This is a genomic window from Helicobacter sp. CaF467b, assembly GCF_022664765.1.
GTDB lineage: Bacteria > Campylobacterota > Campylobacteria > Campylobacterales > Helicobacteraceae > Helicobacter_D > Helicobacter_D colisuis.
The window spans coordinates 1,203,498-1,222,497 of sequence record NZ_JALAIY010000001.1; the positions used below are offsets into that span (position 1 = coordinate 1,203,498).

The window sequence follows — 19,000 nt, forward strand, 5'->3', positions numbered from 1 at the left end:
TTGTCTTTTATATTCCTGCTTAGTTGTCAAAGATCATTTTAACTTTAAAACTATACTATATTAATGTATATAAAGCCAAAAGAACACTTTTTTTATTTCAAAAAAGGAAGTGGAATTATAGCAGCATAAGCTTAAGGGAATATTAAAATAAAAGGGATTGAGAGAGATTTGTATGAAAATTATAATTTAAGATTAGATTATTCTCCCCAGCGCTTATATTTATAAGGAATCCCTAAACTATCACACCACTTACCTATTAACATATGCTCAATGCTTTCAAGATCACCCCCAGCATAATAACCCACTATAGGCGGTGCCATAATCACTCTAAGTTTTGAGAGCTTTAACATATTTTCTAAAACAATCGGACTTAGGGGCATTTCTCGCGGGGAAAGCAAAAGTTTTCTTTGTTCTTTTATCATAACGCTTGCAGCGCGAGTTATTAAAGTATCGCTGATTCCACAAGCGATTTTTGCTAGGGTGTTTTGAGAACAAGGAATCACCGCCATTGCCTCGCAAACAAAAGATCCACTAGCAATGCAAGCTCCCATATCACTATCTTCTAGTATAAAAATCTTATTATCTTTAGTTTGTATTGCTTCAAATTCCATATATTCCTTTCGCCCTTCTTCTGATAGCAAAACTTGCTTGGCTCCATTTGAAATCACGCAATATTTTTCTAACTCACCAGGCAAAGCTTTTAAGAATCGCAATCCAAGCCCTGCCCCACTTGCTCCGCTAATTCCAACAATAATTCGCTTCATTGCAAAATTCCCCTCCCCTCATCAATGACTTTAACTTGATAAGTTTTTTTGCCCTCAAGCGTTTTAGCTCTTATCACATCTCCAATGGCTCCATTTTTAAGCGCTTCTAAAACAAATTCTAACAAAACTCCTTTTTCTTGCACACTTACTACAATTTTATCGCCTTTTTTAACAACTCGTTTAGCCACTAATCTATCGTGCGTTACTAAAACTTCTTTTGGGGTATAAGAGCGCACTGCCACTTTGCCAATCTCTTCGCTTCTCATTAATTCGGCGCTAATTTTATCAAAAGGAATCTCAACTACACGCGCATTTTGATAGGTGATTGTCTGCCCTCCGCTTATTTCGTCTATCGTCATAATTCCCTCCAAAGTAGCATCAAGATTATATTTAAAAAACACTTTTTTATTGCGCCCATTTTCTTCTACCACCACATCAAAAGTTCCTTCTTTGCGTTTTAAAAGTTTAGAGTGGAAATCAATCTCTCTCATTGTTTTGGGATTAAAATCAGTTGGCGTTATTTGCTCTAGCTCAATGGAGCGAATCTTAATATTATTTTTTTTGTATTCTTGTAAAAATAAACCCATAATATAATTCTTAACTCCATCAATATCACCCTTAATCTCTCTTTTAAAAGTAATAACAGAGGATTTTGCCCCCATTTGTATGCCCTCTTTTTCAAAAAGAGCAATTAGTTGAAAACTTTTGATTTGAAAATTACTAGAATTTGTAGGAATCTCCAAAAGCAAAAAGTCATAGTCTAATTGTGGAAATAATGTTTTAGCATAGATTTTATTTTCATCAAAATGATATTCTTCTTCTAACACAAAATATTCTAATCCATACAAAGCAGTTCCAAAAAAGAGTAAAATCCCTAGAATCCTTTGGAACATTTATTCTCCTTTTAGCTTTAACTTTGTAATACGCAACGCATTGCTCACTACACTCACCGAACTAAATGCCATTGCCATTCCTGCAAATGCTGGTTGTAAAATAATCCCAAATACAGGATACAAAGCTCCAGCGGCAATAGGAATTAAAACTATATTATATATGTATGCAAAAAATAGATTCTGCTTGATATTACTTAAAGTTGCAAAAGCGATTTCAAATACCTTAATAATTCCTTTTAAATCATCTTTTAAAAGTAAAACATCCCCTATTTCTTGAGCCAATTCTGTGGCATTAACAAAAGAAATTCCAAAACTAGCTTGTTTAAGTGCTAAAGCATCATTAATTCCATCTCCCACAAAACACACTCCACCCTCTTTTGCGAGTTTTGCCACCACTTCGGCTTTTTGCGTGGGATTTACCCCTGCATAAAATCTTTCAATCCCTATGCTTTTAGCCACCCTCTCCACACTCTCTATATTATCTCCACTTAAGATGACAGATTGTATTCCTTTAGTTTTAAGAGATTCTACTACTTCTTTTGCGCCATTTTTAATTGAATCTTGCAAATAAAACAAAGCCAAAAGTTTCTTATTATCACACAAAGCAATCACATTTTCTCTGCATTTTATCTTTTCTATTCCACCTAGAATCTCTTCAATCCACCCCAATGATCCCAAAAAATATTCTTTTTGTTGATATTTCGCCCTCACACCTTTAGCAACAAGATATTCTTTTTCTTGCAATTTAATTGTTTGTTTATTTGTTTTAAAATACTCCAAAAATGCCTTTGCAATAGGATGAGGATTGTTCTCTTGCATTACATAGACTAAACTAGCAAGAAAGTTTAAATCAAACTCTGCATTTTCTTCAACCAACTCAACATTCTTTAGCGTAATTTCGCCCTTTGTTAGCGTTCCTGTTTTATCAAATACAATTGTTTTAATCTGCTTTGCTCTCTCATAAATCTCTGGAGACTTAATCAAAATTTCACTTTTTTTTGCGCGCATACTTGCACACACAATCGCTAATGGCACAGCAAGCCCCAAAGCACAAGGACAAGAGACAACCAAAATAGCCGCTGCAATAGATAAACTAAAGGCAAATCCCTCACCCATAGTCCACCAAAACACAAAGGCTACAAGACTTAAAATCACAATGCTTGGCACAAAAATAGAAGCAATCTTATCTGCCATTTTGCCAATGGGTGGTTTTTGGGTTTGTGAAAGCTCCAAAAGATCTAGCATTTCATAGACAAAAAACTCATTAGAATCTTTACAAGATTGAATGGTAATTTCTCCATTTAATACCAAACTTCCTCCAATAACTTCACTACCTACCTCTAGCACTCTAGGCATTTCTTCGCCATTGATATGCGCACTGCTAACTTCTGCACTTCCTTTTATTACAATCCCATCTAGTGGAATCTTCTCTCCACCAACTACAAGGCATTCATCGCCTTTTTTAATTTGGTTAATAGCAATCCACTCTATCTTTCCATCTTTTAAGATTCTAGCTTGACTTGGCAGAATCTTTACCAAAGATTCAAGCTCATCACCTGCCTTTTTTTTGGCTTTGCTTTTTAAAAATTCTCCCAATAAAACAAAGCAAATTACAGCACTAGACCCCTCAAAATAATATCCATTACTCCCACCACTAGCAAATAAATATACCGAATACAAATACGCCACACTCGTTCCAAGCGCAATTAATACATTCATATCCGCACTTTTAGTTTTAAAAAAACTTTTAGCTCCCACATAAAAAGGATAGCCACAATACACCTGCACTATCGTTGCTAAAACAAGCTGAACAATGGAGCTCCAAGTGCTATGGAATCCACTCATATGCAGTATAAAAATCAATAAAAACAAAGGGATTCCAATCCACAAACGCTTTTTTAAGCCTTGAATGTATAAAATCTCTAATTCCTTTGCATTATCTTTTGAGGCAGGGAATCCATAAGAAGTGATCAAATCAATAATTTTTTGCTCACTTACTTTTGCTGAATCAAAAGCAATTTTTGCCCTACCACTAATTGCATTAATCTTAATGTTTGTAATGCCTGACACTTTTTTTAAATTATGTTCAATTGTGGCAGAACAAGCACTACAATGCATTCCGCTAATATTTAATTTTGCAACTTCAGTCATTTTATCCCTTAAATCCTAGTGCATTAAATATTTATCTCTAAGAAAATATAGCTTTAAAAGTTAATTTTATTAAGATTCTAACGAATTCCTTTTTTAGTTACATTTAAAATCAAGTTATTTTAAATAAAAAACTTATTATAATTACAAAAAAATAAAATATTTAAAACTAAATGACTTCAAGGAAAACTTATGTTGCATCGCAAAAAAATCTATAATCCAAACTCCAATGAAAGCGTTAATGAAAGGAAAATCTTTGGGGGTAATCCAACTAGCATCTTTGAGCTTAACAAAATCAAATATCAATGGGCTTACAACCTTTGGAAAGTAATGCTTGCAAATTCTTGGTTTCCTGAAGAAGTTAATATGACACCAGATAAGCGTGACTATGCAGAAGGGCTTACTCCTGAAGAAAAAATTGGCTATGATAGAGCTTTAGCGCAACTTATTTTTATGGATTCATTACAAACTAACAACCTAATAGACAATGTTAATCCCTATATTACAAGCCCAGAAATCAATCTTATTTTAGTGCGCCAAGCTTTTGAAGAAGCACTTCATTCCCAAAGTTATGCTGTAATGGTAGAATCAATCTCAGCTAACACAGATGAAATCTATGATATGTGGCGAAGCGATATGCAATTAAAAAGTAAAAATGATTATATTGCAGCAGTTTATGAACAACTTGCAATAAATCCAATAGAGCGCAATATTATTAAAGCTATGTTTGCCAATCAAATCTTAGAAGGAATCTATTTTTATAGCGGTTTTGCCTTTTTCTATACCCTAGCAAGAAGCGGAAAAATGCTCGGAAGTGCGCAAATGATTCGCTTTATTCAACGCGATGAAGTTACCCATTTACTTCTCTTTCAAAATATGATTAACTCTGTTAGAAAAGAAACTCCTGAACTTTTTACTAAGGATTTAGAAGAAGAAGTAATTGAAATGTTTAGAGAAGCTGTTAAGGTGGAGACTGCGTGGGGAGAATATATTACACAAGGACAGATTCTTGGGCTTACTAGTGAAATTATTCAAGAATACATTAAATATTTAGCCGATGAGCGCCTAAAACGCGTGGGACTACCCGCACTTTATAATGCTAAACACCCTATTAAATGGGTTGATTCTTTTAGCTCTTTTAATGAACAAAAAACTAACTTCTTTGAAGGAAATGTAACAAATTACGCAAAAGGGAGTATTAATTTTGATGATTTCTAAGTCACTTTATACCTTACAATTTAAAACCAAACAAAATTTTGAAGAGAATCTTATATATTTTAAAAATCTTATCTTGGAATGCGAAAGTGATTCTATTATTCTTGCACCTGAAGTTGCTTTAACTAATTTTTGTTACCAAAGAATGGAAGAAGCGAGCGAGTTTGCTAAAGAAGCAACAGAAACTCTACTCAAACTATCAAGCGAAAAAACAATCATAACCACTATGATAGAAAAATACAAAAATGGTTTTTATAACAATCTTAAAGTTTTTCATCGCGGAGAATTGCTTCACAAGCAAAGTAAAAACAAGCTCTTTCCGCTAGGTAATGAGCATTTACACTTTCAAGCAGGCAATATTGAAGAAATTTCCCCTTTTATAATTGATGGTATCAAATGCGGTGCTATTAACTGCTTTGAATTAAGATTTATTGAACTTTGGCAAAAGCTCAAAGGTTGCGATCTTATTTTTGTCCCTGCGCAATGGGCAAAAGAGCGAAAGGATCACTTCCAGACTCTCACCAAAGCCCTTGCAATCACCACTCAAAGCTTTGTTGTAGCAAGTAATAGCACCAATGATTCTATGGATGGGGGCAGTGCGATTATCACACCTTTTGGCTATGCAACTCAAGATGATTCACAAGAAATCATAGGCTTAAAGGCAAATTTCAATGATGTTGCAAAAGTGCGAAAATTCATTGACATAGGACTTTAATGCAAACCATCAAAACTGCTCAAATGGTGCATGAAATTACACGCCAATTTCCTTTAAGTCAAAATGTCCAAAATGCTCTTTTAAAAATCAATCGTGAAATTTTTGTCCCTGAAGGTTTTAAGCATCTAGCCTATTCCCTTGATGCACTTCCTATGGGTGCTAGTCAATGGATTAGCTCTCCACTTACGGTTGCCAAAATGACAGAATACCTCCAATGCGAAGGTGCAGATAATGTCTTAGAAATCGGCTGTGGAAGTGGTTATCAAGCAGCTATTCTTAGCTGTCTTGTTCGTAGAGTTTTCAGCATTGAAAGAATCGAAAAACTTCTTAATGAAGCGCGTTTAAGAATCAAAACCTGCAATCTTAGTAATATCAACACAAAACTAGATGATGGGCAAAAAGGCTGGAGTGCATATGCGCCTTATGATAGGATACTTTTCTCAGCAGTAGCCACGACAATTCCACAAGAGATTTTTAATCAACTTCAAATAGGTGGGATTCTTATAGCTCCAATCCAAAAAGGGAATCTCCAAATTATCACACGCTTTTATAAACACAATCATTCCATTACTTCAGAAGAGCTTGATTCTTGCATTTTTGTGCCTATTCAAAATGGTATTGAATAGTGCTTAATCTTTCACAAAATCACATATCTTTCTCACTTCTCCTTTTAAATACAGCACCCCCTTATTCTCTCTTAAATATAAATTCTCTTTGCTTGCAGGATTAAAAAGACAAGGGTTAGAAACCTTACCCAATAAAAGTAAATAATAAAACATCGCTGCCATTCCTGTTCCACAAGCCAAAGTTTCATCTTCTACCCCACGCTCAAAAGTTCTTGCCAAAACCTTATTTTCTTGCAATGAAGCAATATTAACATTAGCATTGTATTTATGTCGCAAAAATCGTAAATCCTCTTTATTTAAAAATGCAAGATTTGCATTTTCACACACTAAATGCGGCACTCCTGTATTAAGCAACCACCATTTTACGCCAAACTCGCTAATTTCTTTTTGTAAAATATCCGCCTTGCTTAAAGCACTCTCCGCCCAATTCCCCTCTATGCTAACCCTTATTACCCCAGCTTTGCTTAAAAATTTTTGTTGCTCTCCTGCTAACCCCAAATCCCTTGCATACATTGCAGCTGCCCTACTCCCATTTCCACACATTTCAGCCACACTGCCATCAGCATTATAAAATTCCCACTCAAAATCATATTCCAAATGTGGCTTTAAAATAATCAAACCATCAGCTCCAATTCCTTCTTGGCGATGACAGATTCTCTTAGCTAACTCACCATAAGAATTTTCTTTAAATCTAAAGGTATGCATTAATATAAAATCATTTCCACTTGCAGAATATTTACTAAAAAACATTATTTTAACCCCTTTTATTTTTAAAATTATAACATTATATAGAGTATTTCAAGATTCCATATGATAAAATCACGAAACTATATCCATATATCAGAGGTTTTTATGCTTAGATTTGCCCCAAGTCCCACAGGTGATATGCACATAGGAAATCTACGTGCTGCTATTTTTAATTACATTCTTTGTATGCAGCGCGGTGAAAAATTCCTTTTGCGGATTGAAGATACCGACACTGCAAGAAATATTGAAGGAAAAGACAAAGACATTATGTTTTTGCTCACCCTTTTTGGAATCAAATGGGATATGCTTGTCTATCAAAGTGATAATTTCCCACGCCATCGCCAACTTGCAGACTACCTTATCTCACAAAACAAGGCATTTTATTGCTATTGCACCAAAGAATTTTTAGAGCAAAAACGAGAAGAATCCAAAGCCAAGCACGAAGCTTTTAGATATGATGATTCATGGGCAACACTCCAAAAAGATTCAAACCCAAACCCAGTCATTCGCCTAAAAGGCTCTGAAGTGGCAATGGAATTTACTGATAAAATCAAAGGAAAAATTGAATTTTCACCTAATGAACTAGACAGCTTTGTAATCCTTAAAGAAAATGGGATTCCAACTTACAATTTTGCTTGTGCGGTAGATGATATGCTTTATGATGTTAATTTTATCGTGCGCGGAGAAGATCATGTAAGCAACACACCTAAACAAATGCTAATCCATCAAGCATTGAGCTATCAAAAAAATATTGAATTTGCGCATCTGCCTATTTTACTTAATGAAGAGGGCAAAAAAATGAGCAAGCGTGACAATGCTTCAAGTGTGCAGTGGTTATTAAATGAGGGTTATCTACCCCAAGCCATTGCTAATTATTTAATTTTAATAGGCAATAAAACGCCTTGTGAAGTTTTTACTCTTAAAGATTCGATAAAATGGTTTGATATTCAAAATATCGCCAAAGCTCCTGCGAAATTTGATATTAATAAACTCCGTTTTTTAAATCGCGAACACTTTAAACTCCTTAGCGAACAAGATTTAGCGGTGCTTTTGGGTTACAAAGATTCTAGCATCGGCGCTTTAGCAAAGCTTTATTTACAAGAATCAAGCACCCTTAATGAATTGCGCGAGAAAGTTGATAGAATCTTTATGAAAAAATCCTTGCTTTTAGAATCAACAATGGAATTTCAAGAAGAAATTAAAATCCTACAAAGCACCTTACAATCAATGCTACAAGCCCAAGATTTTACCAAAGAAGATTATGAAAATTTCAAAAATCAAGCCATGAATCATTCTAATCTCAAAGGTAAAAAATTCTTTAAACCTTTAAGATTCTTGCTTACTGGCTACGAACACGGACCAGAACTTAGCGACTTATTCCCTATTTTAAGACTTTATTTGCAAGACATTATTAGGAGTTAAAATGGTTTTAAGCACTTTTATTCAAGCTGTCGCACAAATTATGAGTATGGCGATTAATATTTATATCTGGATTGTGATTATCGCTGCCCTTATCTCTTGGGTGCGTCCTGATCCTTACAATCCTATCGTGCAGATTCTCTACAAACTCACAGAGCCAGTGTATGCAAAAATTCGTCGCTTTATCCCAACAATCATTAGTGGGATTGACATTACTCCTATTATTGTGATTCTTGCTTTGCAATTTATTAATCTCTTTTTTGTAAAGTTACTCTATAGCTTCGCAAACACTCTCTAAGGAAATGCCATGAAAGTGCTTTTTTTATTATTTTCTTTTTTAATTTATGCTTCTGCTAACTCACAAAATCTTACTTTAGATTATCTAAAAAAACAGCCCAAAGGAATCTCGCGCGATTTTTACATTTGGCTGTTTTTACAACAAGATATTAATCCCAAAGAAGCCACAGAAGCCTACAATCTTGCTTTGAGAAAAAACGCTAAACTCTTTGGACTTTATTATAAAAAAGGCGATAACAAAACCCTCTCAAAAGAAACCATTTGCCAACAAATGGAACTTCAAAAATTAATCAAACAAGATTCGCAATGTATCGCCTATGGATTAACACTCCAAAAAGCCGAAAAACTAGAGCCAAAAACTCTACTCCAACTCTCCCAAAAACTCCAAAAAACAGACCAAATTCTTGCTACACAACTAAAGATTCTTGCCTCACAAAATCCCTTTAATGAGCTTATTAAAACTAATGTTGAAGTTTATAGTAGTTTTTATTTTGGAGTTTCTAGCTATTACAGGAAGCGATTTCTTAACGCCGCACTTCCTAAACGCGTTTTATTAGACTATATTTCTCAAAAACATCCACCCTTTATGAGACTTATAAGACTTGCTATTCTTAATCCTGATATGAAAGTTTTTAGCCATTCTTTAACGCAGATTTCACCCAAAGAAACACTTCTATTTTTAGATGATGAGAGTGCCTTTTATTTGGGATTAAATGCCATTAGAAACCATAATAATATCGATTCTTTAAGCTTTTTTATCCATTCTTTAGAAAATGCGAGATACTCATTTGAAAAGAATCGCGGACTTTTTTGGGCTTATCTTGCCTCCAAAGATTCAAGCTATCTTCAAGAACTTTCACAATCTAAATCAATGGATCTCTATACTCTAGCGGCTTTAGAGCTTACAAACAATAAACCACAATTTGAAATTCTCTATGACATTCAAACATCTAATACTCTTGCAAAATGGGATATTAAAAATCCTTTTGAATGGGAAAAAATCCGCGATTCTTATAAAAATCAAACCCCAAAAGATAAAGAAGCGCTCTTACAAAAAGTCAATCATCTTAACACTAAGCCACATTTCTTTTGGTTAAACAAACAAGCTAATAAAGAATACTTTCTTAAACCTTTTCCAACAATTATGAAACAATTCAATAATGACACACAAGCACTTCTTTATGCGCTAGGACGACAAGAGAGCCTTTTTATTCCCACGGCAATTTCCACTTCCTATGCCCTAGGAGTAATGCAACTAATGCCCTTTAATGTAACAGCTATTGCCAAACAAATGGGCGAATCAGAAAAAATCACTTACCAAGATATGTTTGATCCTGCGATTAATATCCCTTATGCAGAATACTTTACTCGCCCTTTATTAAAGGAATTCAAACACCCTTTATTTATTTCTTATGCTTATAATGGCGGTCCGGGATTTACGCGCAGACTTTTAGAGACCAAACAACTCTTTAAAAAAGATAATCCACTTGATCCTTGGTATAGTATGGAGATGATTCCTTATGAGGAAACTAGAAAATATGGTAAAAAAGTCCTTGCAAACTACATTATTTATCAAAAAAGTTTTGGCAAGGAAATTGATCTTCAAAAGACACTTCAAGACACTCTTATCTATTGAGTTTAAAGCAAGATTTTAATCTCTTGCTCTAAAAAGCACTCTAAAATTTTATATTTCATTGCAATCCTTAAAATTCTTATACAATCTATTGTGATTTTATCACACAACTTTAAGGACATTTCGTATTATAATATTTCACCAACTTAATTTAGTGGAGTATAATTATGGAAGCAAAACTCAGTCGTCGAGACTTATTAAAAATTATGGGAGTTAGCGGAGTGGCACTAGGAGCTTCAAGCCTTGCTGCAACACCTTCAGAAGCCAAATCCACTCTCTCCCCAAACATCGCAATCATTGGTGCAGGACTTGGTGGAATCTCACTTTCTGCGCAGCTAATTAAAGATTTGCCTAATGCAAAAATAATACTTTTTGATGCCGATCCAATCTTATATTATCAACCCGGATTCACTCTTATTGCTGCTGGAATCTATAATAAGCAAGACACTTCATACAAAAAAGAAGATTTGATTCACGATAAAGTGAAATGGATTAAAGAAAATGTAACCAAAGTTGATCCTGAAGCAAAAACTTTAACTACTACAAGCAATCAAACTCATCAATATGACTATTTAGTAATTGCTACTGGAACAACTTATGAGTTTGATAAAGTCAAAGGTCTAGATGAAGAAACCATTCAAGATCCAAACTACAATATCACAACAATTTATACTGCTGATGGGGCCGTAAAGGCTCAAAAAATGTTTGAAAAAATAGAAAAAAGTAATGGAGGTAAAATTCTTTTTGCAGAACCAAATACAGCAATTAAATGCGGTGGAGCTAATAAGAAAATCTACTTTTTGCTAGAAGATAGATTAAACAGCCAAAATATAAAAGATAAATTTGATATGCACTTATATGCTGGCGGAGGTGCAATGCTCTCTAGTCCAATTCATGCAAAAATGATTGAACAATTTTTCATTTCACGAAATATGCCCTATTCAATGAGAAATGTGCTAGTGGAAATAGATAAAGATAAAAAAATGGCAACTTTTGAAAAATTAATGCCTTATAGTGAAAATGGTGTCTCAAAAGTAGCTAAAGAAACTTTTCAAAAACCTTTTGACTATTTATTTGTAATTCCTAGGATGACAACTTCTAGCTTTATTAGTGATTCAGGACTTGCCATTACCAAAGGCGATGTTGCTGGACATTGGGTTGATGTCGATCAATATACTTTACAACACAAAAAATACCCTCATATCTTTGCTATCGGAGATTGCGCAGGAATCCCAAAAGGAAAAACAGGGGCAAGTATTCGCAAACAATATCCAGTTATTGCTGAAAATATCATTGCGCATTTAAATAACAAACCACTTCAAGCAAAATTTGATGGTTATACCGCTTGTCCTTTATTAACAAGATATGGAAAAGCTGTTATGGTGGAATTTGACTACAAAGGTGCAGCACCTAGTTTGCCTTGCTTTGGCGCAACAAGAGAGAGTTGGTTAAATTGGTTTGTTAAAATTTATTTAATGAAACCAATGGTTATGAATGGTATGATTTATGCGAGAGCTTAAAAAATAAGGAGAAAAAATGAGCAATTTAGACAAAACTATCCGATTACTTGTAGCGATGCTAATTTATTTTATTTTTGGTTTTTTATGTCCTAGCTGGTGGTGGATTATTTCTCTACTACCTTTGCTAAGTGCAGTTTATGGATATTGTCCGCTTTATAAATTACTCAAAAAGAGTTAAAGCTTTTGGCGTAAAAAGCTAAAAGGTGGAAGTGGCAATGGGAGTGCGATCCTATTTTCATTTCCGCTATGAATAGAATCTAATTCTTTCCCATTTTCTAATACAATCTTAAAAAATCTCATAAACTTTTTATCGCCTTGCGAATAAATTTCACCCAAGTCATTTTTCCCTTCACTAATATTTGCCTCATTAGCGCTTACAATCTCTTTTGCTTCCCCTGCTCTAATAGTATGGCGACAAAGGGCAAATTTACCATCTTCACTCACTTCAGCATTAACTTGATAACTACCCTCACTAATGGCGGTTAAGTGGTTTTGTGTATTATTTTTTTCATAAGGGCGGTGTATCAAATATCCATCACTAAAACCTCGATTCTTAAGTGTTTCTAGCTCTCTTTCGTATTTTTCTAGCTCAAAATTTCCACCAAAATATCCATCAATGGCTTCCCTATAAGCTAAAGCTGTAATTCCTGCATAATAACTCGATTTTGTTCTCCCCTCAATCTTTAACGAATCAATCACGCCACTCTCTAAAATCAAAGGCATATGTTCCATAAGCTTTAAATCTTTGGCATTAAAAATATGCGTCCCTACTCCCTCTTCTTCTACAAGTCTCATCATCACGCCATTATCTGGGTTTCTAACATAATACTCATAATCAAACCTACAATCATTAGCACAACTCCCACGATTTGGCACGCGTCCGCTTTGAAGGGCTGAAATAAGGCAACGACCAGAAAAGGCAAAACACATACTACCATGCACAAAAATTTCAATCTCTAAATCCGGTAAGACTTTTTTGATTTCAACTGCATCTTTTAAGCTTAATTCCCTTGCAGCAACGATTCGCTTTACTCCCATCTCATAAAATACCTTTGCATCAAGCACATTAAGCACATTTGCTTGGGTGGATAGATGAATAGGTATTTGCGGAGCGATTTCTTTGGCAAGCTTCACAACACCAGGTGCTGCAACAATAAAGGCATCAGGATTTAATTCTGTCATTTTGTAGATATGATTTTCTAAGAGCTTAATTTGTGAGTTAAAGGGAAATCCATTAATCGTAACATAGATTCTTTTACCCCTTTTATGCGTATATTCTACACCTTCACCAAAAGTTTCGTAATCAAACTCTTTTCCTGCTCGATTCCGTAAAGAAAAATGGCTAACGCCTCCATAAACCGCATCCGCTCCATATTCCAAAGCAATTTTTAATTTCCTAAGATTCCCAGCAGGAGAAAGTAGCTCAGGCTTTTTTAGATTCTTATTCATTATGGCTATTTACCAAAATTTGCAATCAATGCTTCAATATCCTCTTCATTGACAACATTTTCTGTATTATCGCCTTGGATATGCACCGCAGAACTTACACGCTTAGCATCATCCACTTTTCCTTCAAAAAGTGAACTCATATAGCGAGAAAGCGCACGCATAACATTAATAACACGCTCAATTTTTTGGCGATGAATATCTTGATACTGCATAATATCCATAGCTTCCAAAGATGCATTACTAATATCTTGAGAAGCATTTAAAAGCGTTTCCAAAACGCTTTTTACTTCTACTACTTCTTCTAACTGCTGAGAAAAGGTATGAAAATCTGGGAATTTTTGGTGTAATTTTTGTAGCATTGCTTCTTGAGATTTTACAAATTTATCAATCTTACCAAGCCCCTCTTCAATATCCATCCCTGCATTGTTAATTAACTCTAATTTATCAAATGTTTCTGTGGCTTTAACCTCTGAATCTCGCGTTACATCATCAAGCTGATGCACAACTTTATGTTCTGTTGTCGGTGGTGGTGGTGGCCAACTTGTTTCTGAATCAATATGAAAACCTTCTGTTTTTATCCCCTCAGCAGTTTTAATTTCTGCTTCTTTTTCGCTGGAATTCTCTGCTTTTTCTTCCTTGTTGGCGCTTCCATCTTCCATTGTGTCTAGGACACTTTCATTAAGTAGCGCATCTAATTCTTCTTGTGTCATTAGCCTAACCTCAATTCAAAGTAATTCAATCTATAATTATACGATTAATTTTTTGTATTTTACTTTAAAAATATCTAAAACTTTTACTTAAAACTAAGCTTTTCTTTATTTTTATATTCTAATTATTAAAGCATTTCAAAACCATTTTTGATACAATGCCGCTTTTTCTTTTTAGGGGATAATAATGCAAGATAAAATCAAAATTTGGCTAGGTGTCTTAGCTATTAGCCTTGGTGCTTTTATTTTAAACACTTCAGAATTCGTGCCTATTGGGCTTTTAAGTCTTATAGCACAAGATTTTAATATGAGCGAAGCCAAAGTTGGTTTTCTTATTACAATGTATGCTTGGGTAGTCGCTTTGACTTCTTTGCCTTTAATGCTTCTCTTTTCTAAAGTTGAGCTAAAGAAGCTTTTGCTTTGCGTAATGGCTTTGTTTGTCGCAAGTCATATTTTATCTAGCCTAGCAAATGATTACATTACTTTAGTGATTTCAAGAATTTGCGTGGCTTTTTCTCACGCCCTTTTTTGGTCAATTGCCACTCCTATGGCAGTGCGTGCTGCTCCAGAGGGCAAACAATCACTCGCACTTAGCTTTGTTGTAACAGGAACCGCTATTGCCTTTATTGCTGGATTGCCATTAGGGCGTGTGATAGGCTTATATCTAGGCTGGAGAACCACTTTTTTAGCCATAGGAATTGTTGCTTTTTTAGTTCTGCTTGTTATTTGGAGAGTTTTTCCAACTATGCCAAGCACTGGAGGGGTTTCTATCCGAGAACTTCCACAAATCCTTAGAACCCCACATTTACTAAGCATTTATCTTTTAACGATTCTTTTAACCACTGCACATTTTACCGGATATAGCTATATTGAGCCTTTTTTAGCCCAAATTGCACACTTTGATAAAACAGAAATCACACTCCTTTTAGTCGCCTTTGGAGCTGTTGGATTTTTAGGTAGCTTTTTATTTACAAAATATCACGATAATCACATTTTAGGATTTACTTATTTTGCTCTCTTTGGAATTATGGCTAGTCTTTTTGTGTTGCAAATTTTTGCCTATAGTGGCTTTAGCATAGTGTTTATTTGTATTTTTTGGGGATTGTGTATCACAATCTTTAATCTAACTTTTCAATCCAAAATCATTCACTTAGTCCCCAAAGCCACCTCCATTGCAATGTCAATGTTTTCTGGGATTTACAATATAGGAATTGGTAGTGGAGCATTTATTGGTGGAATCGTCATAGATAAGCTCGAAGTAGGCTACATTGGATATGTAGGCGGATTTATTGCGCTACTTGGTTGTATTTATTATCTTTTAATGAAAAGGGTTTAATTCAAGCCAAATTTTGCCTTTATGGCTTTTGGATTTCCTATATTTTCTTTTAAAAAACAAACTTTACAAATCATTCATTATTTTAAGCTTTTTTAAGTTATATTAAATAGTTTTCCTAAAAAAGGTCGCAAATGTATCCTATAAATTTACCCGAAGAGGAACTAAAAAATAAAGTCGCCACCGACTTTTTTAGCCCAAATCCACAGAGTAGAAGCATAAAGCTTGATAAACAAGCAAAAGAGATTCTAAAAAATCTAGATTCTACACAGATTTTAGGGCGTGTTGATTTTTGCGTGAGTTTCAATGCACAAACACTCTTTCAGCCTATAAACTTCCTATGGGCTGAAGCCAAAAAAGGCAATAAAGCCGACATTATCGAATCTTTTATCCAGCTAATCCTAACCATAGGCAAAGAAAAAACCTATGAAAACAATCTCCCGCCTATTTTCTTAGGAGCATTTGATTGCCAAAAGATAGCCTTTATTCCTTATCACGAGCTCGATCATATTTTCGCACAAAACGACTTTAATTGGAATGTTACCCCAAGCAATCACGATAGCAAAGAATTTAAACAACTCCACGCACTCACAAAACATCTCTTAGAATCCAAAAAACTACAATTTTCTTTTACAAACGATTGCAAAGAACTCCAAGACTTCATACAAGCAAATTTTACAATCCACAACACAAGCATCACCAAAATCCCCATAACCAAAAACAATTTCACCACCATTTACCAAAAATGGCTCCAAAGTGTCGCGCCTAGCATTAGCATTGATTGGGAAAATGAAAAGCCAGACATTCTAAGCAGTGATTTTTATCTAGCCGATCTTTTAAGCGAAAATAACAACACAAAAGAGATTCTCAAATCTCTTAGAATCTTATTGCAAAGTGATTCCTACAAAGTCAAACTCGAAAAACGCGCAAATAGCACGAGTTTTAATTTCACAGAGTTTGGCTTTAATGATCACCAAAAAGCACACACAGAGTTTTGGAATCTTTATGAACGCCCACCAAAAGAAGAGTATTGGGGCTATATCATAGAACGACGCGATTTGCTTGTGCCAAGCGATATACGCGAGAGAAAAGGTGCATTTTTCACCCCACAAATTTGGGTAAGTAAAGCCCAAAATTACTTAGAAAAAGCCTTAGGCGAAAACTACCAAAGCGAGTATTATATTTGGGATTGTGCTGCAGGCACAGGCAATCTCCTAGCAAATCTCACAGAATCCGCCTCTTTATACGCCTCCACGCTTGATAAATCAGATGTTGAGATTATGCAAGAGCTCTCAGCAAATGGCACATTAAGCTTACTTCCTAGACATATTTTTCAATTTGATTTTTTAAACGATGAGTTTTTTGACAAGCCCTGCACCAAACACACAAAAAGCGGACTAGATCCTAAATGCCAAGATTGTGTAAAATCCAAACTCCCAAAATCCCTGCAAGAGATTCTAAAAAATGAGGAAAAACGCAAAAAGCTAATTATCTTTATCAATCCGCCCTATGCGGAAGCAAGTTCAGGAAACACTGCACTTGGCAAAGGAACAAACAAGCCAAATATTCAGGATACTATGATTGGTGGGAAATATAAAGAAATTTTAGGTAGAGCAAATAGAGAACTTTTTGTGCAGTTTTTTATGAGAATTTATAAAGAAATTCCAGATGCTATCCTGGCTAGTTTTTCAAAGTTAAAATACATAAATGGCAGTGCTTTTGCAAGTTTTAGAAATACCTTTAATGCAAAATTTTTAAAGGGCTTTATGGCGCCAGCTTACACCTTTGATAATGTTAAGGGAAATTTCCCCATAGGCTTTCTTATATGGAATTTAGCTCCGCATAAAGCAATAAAAAATATCACACTAGATATTTTTAATGACAATGGAACAAGTTTAGGAAAAAAGAGATTTTATGCAACACTAGATAAGCAAAGCATTAATAAATGGTTGAGTATTTTTAGCAACGAAACAAACAACATAATTGGTTGGCTTGGTGCGGGAGCTCCCGATTTTCAAAATCAAAAATATTTATGCTTTCTCAACAGAAAAGGCACAAGAATGGTACCATATGCTCCCATTAATGCAAGAAATCTCATACAGTCTTGCATTTATCTTTCTGTCCGCCATTGTATCAAAGCCACTTGGATAAATGATAGAGATCAATTTCTCTACCCAAACAACAAATGGGAGCAGGATTCTGTGTTTCAAAGCGATTGTCTTGCCTTTATGCTTTTTCATGGACAAAATAGAATCACAAGTAAAGTTGGTATAAATCACTTTATACCCTTTAGCGAAAAAGAAATAGGAGCACATGAAGCCTTTGAGTCGCATTTTATGCGAGATTTTTTGCAAGGCAAGATTAAGCACGATTGTGCGACAAACAAAGATTCCAAACAAAGCCTTTTTGGCGATGATGATATAGCATTTATCCCAACTAAGCCACTCACTTTTAGCCAAGAAGCACAAGAAGTGCTAAATGCAGGAAAAGAACTTTTTAGACACTATCATGCACAAGCAAAAGAGGACAAAGACTACAATCCAAATGCCTCACTCTATGATATAAAAGCCCACTTTCAAGGCTTTAATGACAAAGGCAAAATGAATCCTCCACAAAAAGCCGACGATGAAGTCTATAAACAAAAGCTAGGAGAGCTCAACTACGCCCTAAAAGTATTAGCCAAAAACATAGAAGTAAAAGTCTATGAATATGGATTTTTACTCCCTTAAATTATTTTTATCAAATAGATTCTTTTTGTAAGAATTCTAAAACTCAAAAATATTAAAGAATCTCTTGGCTCGCTCACTTTTAGGATTAGTAAAAAATTCTTGTGGAGTAGCGATTTCAGCGATTTTTCCACTATCAAAAAACACGATTCTATCTGCGACATTTTGGGCAAATTTCATTTCGTGAGTAACAAGAATCATCGTCATACCTTGCGTTGCAAGTTCTTTGATAACTTCTAGCACTTCTTTAACCATCTCAGGATCCAAAGAAGCAGTAACTTCATCAAACAACATCATTTCAGGATTCATACACAACGCCCTTACAATCGCCACTCGCTGCTTTTGCCCACCGCTTAATTCCTTAGGATAAGAATCCTTTTTATGTGCCAACCCTACCCTTTCTAAAAGCTTGATTGCTTGAGTAGTAACTTCCTCTTTTTTGCGTTTTTGCGCTTTACAAGGCGCTAGGAGAATATTATCCAAAACGCTCAAATGCGGAAACAGCTCATAACTTTGAAAAACCATTCCAATCTTTTGGCGAATCTTGCTCCAATTAATCTTTGAATCATTTACCGCATTAATCACTTCTCCATTAAAAGTAATGCTCCCACCATTAATACTCTCCAAACCATTGATGCAACGCAAAAATGTGCTTTTTCCGCACCCACTAGGTCCCAATATCGCACAAACTTCGCCTTTTTTGACTTCCAAAGATACCGAATCAAGCACCAAAGTATCGCCAAATTTCTTAACCAAATTTGAAACGCTTAACAAAACTTCATTACTCATATGATTTGACATTTTTTTC

At 34.8% G+C, this 19,000-nt stretch carries 17 protein-coding genes; 10 read left to right on the forward strand and 7 right to left on the reverse strand.

Annotated features, from left to right (window positions below; genetic code table 11):
* Positions 1–197 precede the first annotated feature (197 nt).
* Genes MKD52_RS06125 through MKD52_RS06135 form a run of 3 tightly spaced genes read right to left on the reverse strand, consistent with a single transcriptional unit; the run spans position 198 to position 3,808 of the window.
* Positions 198–764: a UbiX family flavin prenyltransferase gene (locus MKD52_RS06125; protein ID WP_112057764.1), complete on the reverse strand. Its 567-nt coding sequence runs from the start codon at positions 762–764 to the stop codon at positions 198–200.
* On the reverse strand, positions 761–1,657 hold the full coding sequence (flgA, locus tag MKD52_RS06130) for a flagellar basal body P-ring formation chaperone FlgA (protein ID WP_242099628.1): 897 nt from the start codon (positions 1,655–1,657) through the stop codon (positions 761–763). Before flgA ends, MKD52_RS06125 begins: the two co-directional genes overlap by 4 nt.
* Complete coding sequence (locus MKD52_RS06135; RefSeq protein WP_242099629.1) at positions 1,658–3,808, reverse strand: cation-translocating P-type ATPase; 2,151 nt, start codon at positions 3,806–3,808, stop codon at positions 1,658–1,660.
* A gap of 189 nt (positions 3,809–3,997) precedes the next feature.
* Here MKD52_RS06135 and MKD52_RS06140 point away from each other — a divergent pair, with 189 nt between their 5' ends.
* From MKD52_RS06140 to MKD52_RS06150, 3 genes are read left to right on the forward strand one after another with little or no spacing between them, the layout of a single operon-like run.
* Positions 3,998–5,023, forward strand: coding sequence for a ribonucleotide-diphosphate reductase subunit beta (locus tag MKD52_RS06140; protein WP_112057761.1), 1,026 nt, complete (start codon positions 3,998–4,000; stop codon positions 5,021–5,023).
* The gene (locus tag MKD52_RS06145; RefSeq protein ID WP_181566556.1) at positions 5,013–5,735 is read left to right on the forward strand and encodes a nitrilase-related carbon-nitrogen hydrolase; all 723 of its coding nucleotides are present in this window, start codon (positions 5,013–5,015) and stop codon (positions 5,733–5,735) included. The genes MKD52_RS06140 and MKD52_RS06145 overlap by 11 nt, the downstream gene beginning before the upstream one ends.
* Complete coding sequence (locus MKD52_RS06150) at positions 5,735–6,361, forward strand: protein-L-isoaspartate(D-aspartate) O-methyltransferase (RefSeq protein ID WP_112057759.1); 627 nt, start codon at positions 5,735–5,737, stop codon at positions 6,359–6,361. The genes MKD52_RS06145 and MKD52_RS06150 overlap by 1 nt, the downstream gene beginning before the upstream one ends.
* Positions 6,362–6,364: 3 nt before the next feature.
* On the opposite strand, the gene dapF is transcribed toward MKD52_RS06150, so the two are convergent.
* Positions 6,365–7,111, reverse strand: a complete 747-nt coding sequence (gene dapF / locus MKD52_RS06155; RefSeq protein WP_112057758.1) for a diaminopimelate epimerase — start codon at positions 7,109–7,111, stop codon at positions 6,365–6,367.
* 102 nt (positions 7,112–7,213) lie between these two features.
* Between dapF and gltX the strand changes: the two genes are divergently transcribed.
* The 5 genes from gltX to MKD52_RS06180 all read left to right on the forward strand — a co-directional run bounded on the left by gltX (position 7,214) and on the right by MKD52_RS06180 (position 12,155).
* Positions 7,214–8,530 carry a glutamate--tRNA ligase gene (gltX, locus tag MKD52_RS06160; RefSeq protein WP_242099630.1) on the forward strand — a complete coding sequence of 439 codons (1,317 nt, stop codon included), beginning with the start codon at positions 7,214–7,216 and terminating at the stop codon, positions 8,528–8,530.
* A gap of 1 nt (position 8,531) precedes the next feature.
* Positions 8,532–8,825 (forward strand): YggT family protein, encoded by a 294-nt coding sequence (locus MKD52_RS06165; RefSeq protein WP_112057756.1) that lies wholly within the window; start codon positions 8,532–8,534, stop codon positions 8,823–8,825.
* Positions 8,826–8,834: 9 nt separating this feature from the next.
* Entirely contained in the window at positions 8,835–10,460 is a 1,626-nt protein-coding gene (locus MKD52_RS06170; protein WP_242099631.1) for a lytic transglycosylase domain-containing protein, read from the forward strand.
* Between the two features lie 164 nt (positions 10,461–10,624).
* Positions 10,625–11,977: an FAD/NAD(P)-binding oxidoreductase gene (locus MKD52_RS06175; RefSeq protein ID WP_242099632.1), complete on the forward strand. Its 1,353-nt coding sequence runs from the start codon at positions 10,625–10,627 to the stop codon at positions 11,975–11,977.
* Between the two features lie 16 nt (positions 11,978–11,993).
* The gene (locus MKD52_RS06180; RefSeq protein WP_112057753.1) at positions 11,994–12,155 is read left to right on the forward strand and encodes a DUF2892 domain-containing protein; all 162 of its coding nucleotides are present in this window, start codon (positions 11,994–11,996) and stop codon (positions 12,153–12,155) included.
* Here MKD52_RS06180 and MKD52_RS06185 read toward each other — a convergent pair.
* Together MKD52_RS06185 and MKD52_RS06190 are read right to left on the reverse strand one after the other, a co-directional pair.
* Positions 12,152–13,426: a peptidase U32 family protein gene (locus MKD52_RS06185; protein WP_242099633.1), complete on the reverse strand. Its 1,275-nt coding sequence runs from the start codon at positions 13,424–13,426 to the stop codon at positions 12,152–12,154. The genes MKD52_RS06180 and MKD52_RS06185 overlap by 4 nt on opposite strands.
* 5 nt (positions 13,427–13,431) lie before the next feature.
* On the reverse strand, positions 13,432–14,136 hold the full coding sequence (locus MKD52_RS06190) for a chemotaxis protein (protein ID WP_112057751.1): 705 nt from the start codon (positions 14,134–14,136) through the stop codon (positions 13,432–13,434).
* A 184-nt stretch (positions 14,137–14,320) separates the two neighbouring features.
* Between MKD52_RS06190 and MKD52_RS06195 the strand changes: the two genes are divergently transcribed.
* Positions 14,321–15,469 carry a sugar transporter gene (locus MKD52_RS06195; protein ID WP_242099634.1) on the forward strand — a complete coding sequence of 383 codons (1,149 nt, stop codon included), beginning with the start codon at positions 14,321–14,323 and terminating at the stop codon, positions 15,467–15,469.
* Positions 15,470–15,600: 131 nt separating this feature from the next.
* Positions 15,601–18,195, forward strand: coding sequence for a hypothetical protein (locus MKD52_RS06200; protein ID WP_242099635.1), 2,595 nt, complete (start codon positions 15,601–15,603; stop codon positions 18,193–18,195).
* Positions 18,196–18,231: 36 nt separating this feature from the next.
* On the opposite strand, the gene MKD52_RS06205 is transcribed toward MKD52_RS06200, so the two are convergent.
* A complete protein-coding gene (locus tag MKD52_RS06205; protein WP_277930833.1) occupies positions 18,232–18,993 on the reverse strand; it encodes an amino acid ABC transporter ATP-binding protein in 762 nt (253 codons plus the stop codon).
* Positions 18,994–19,000: the final 7 nt, after the last annotated feature.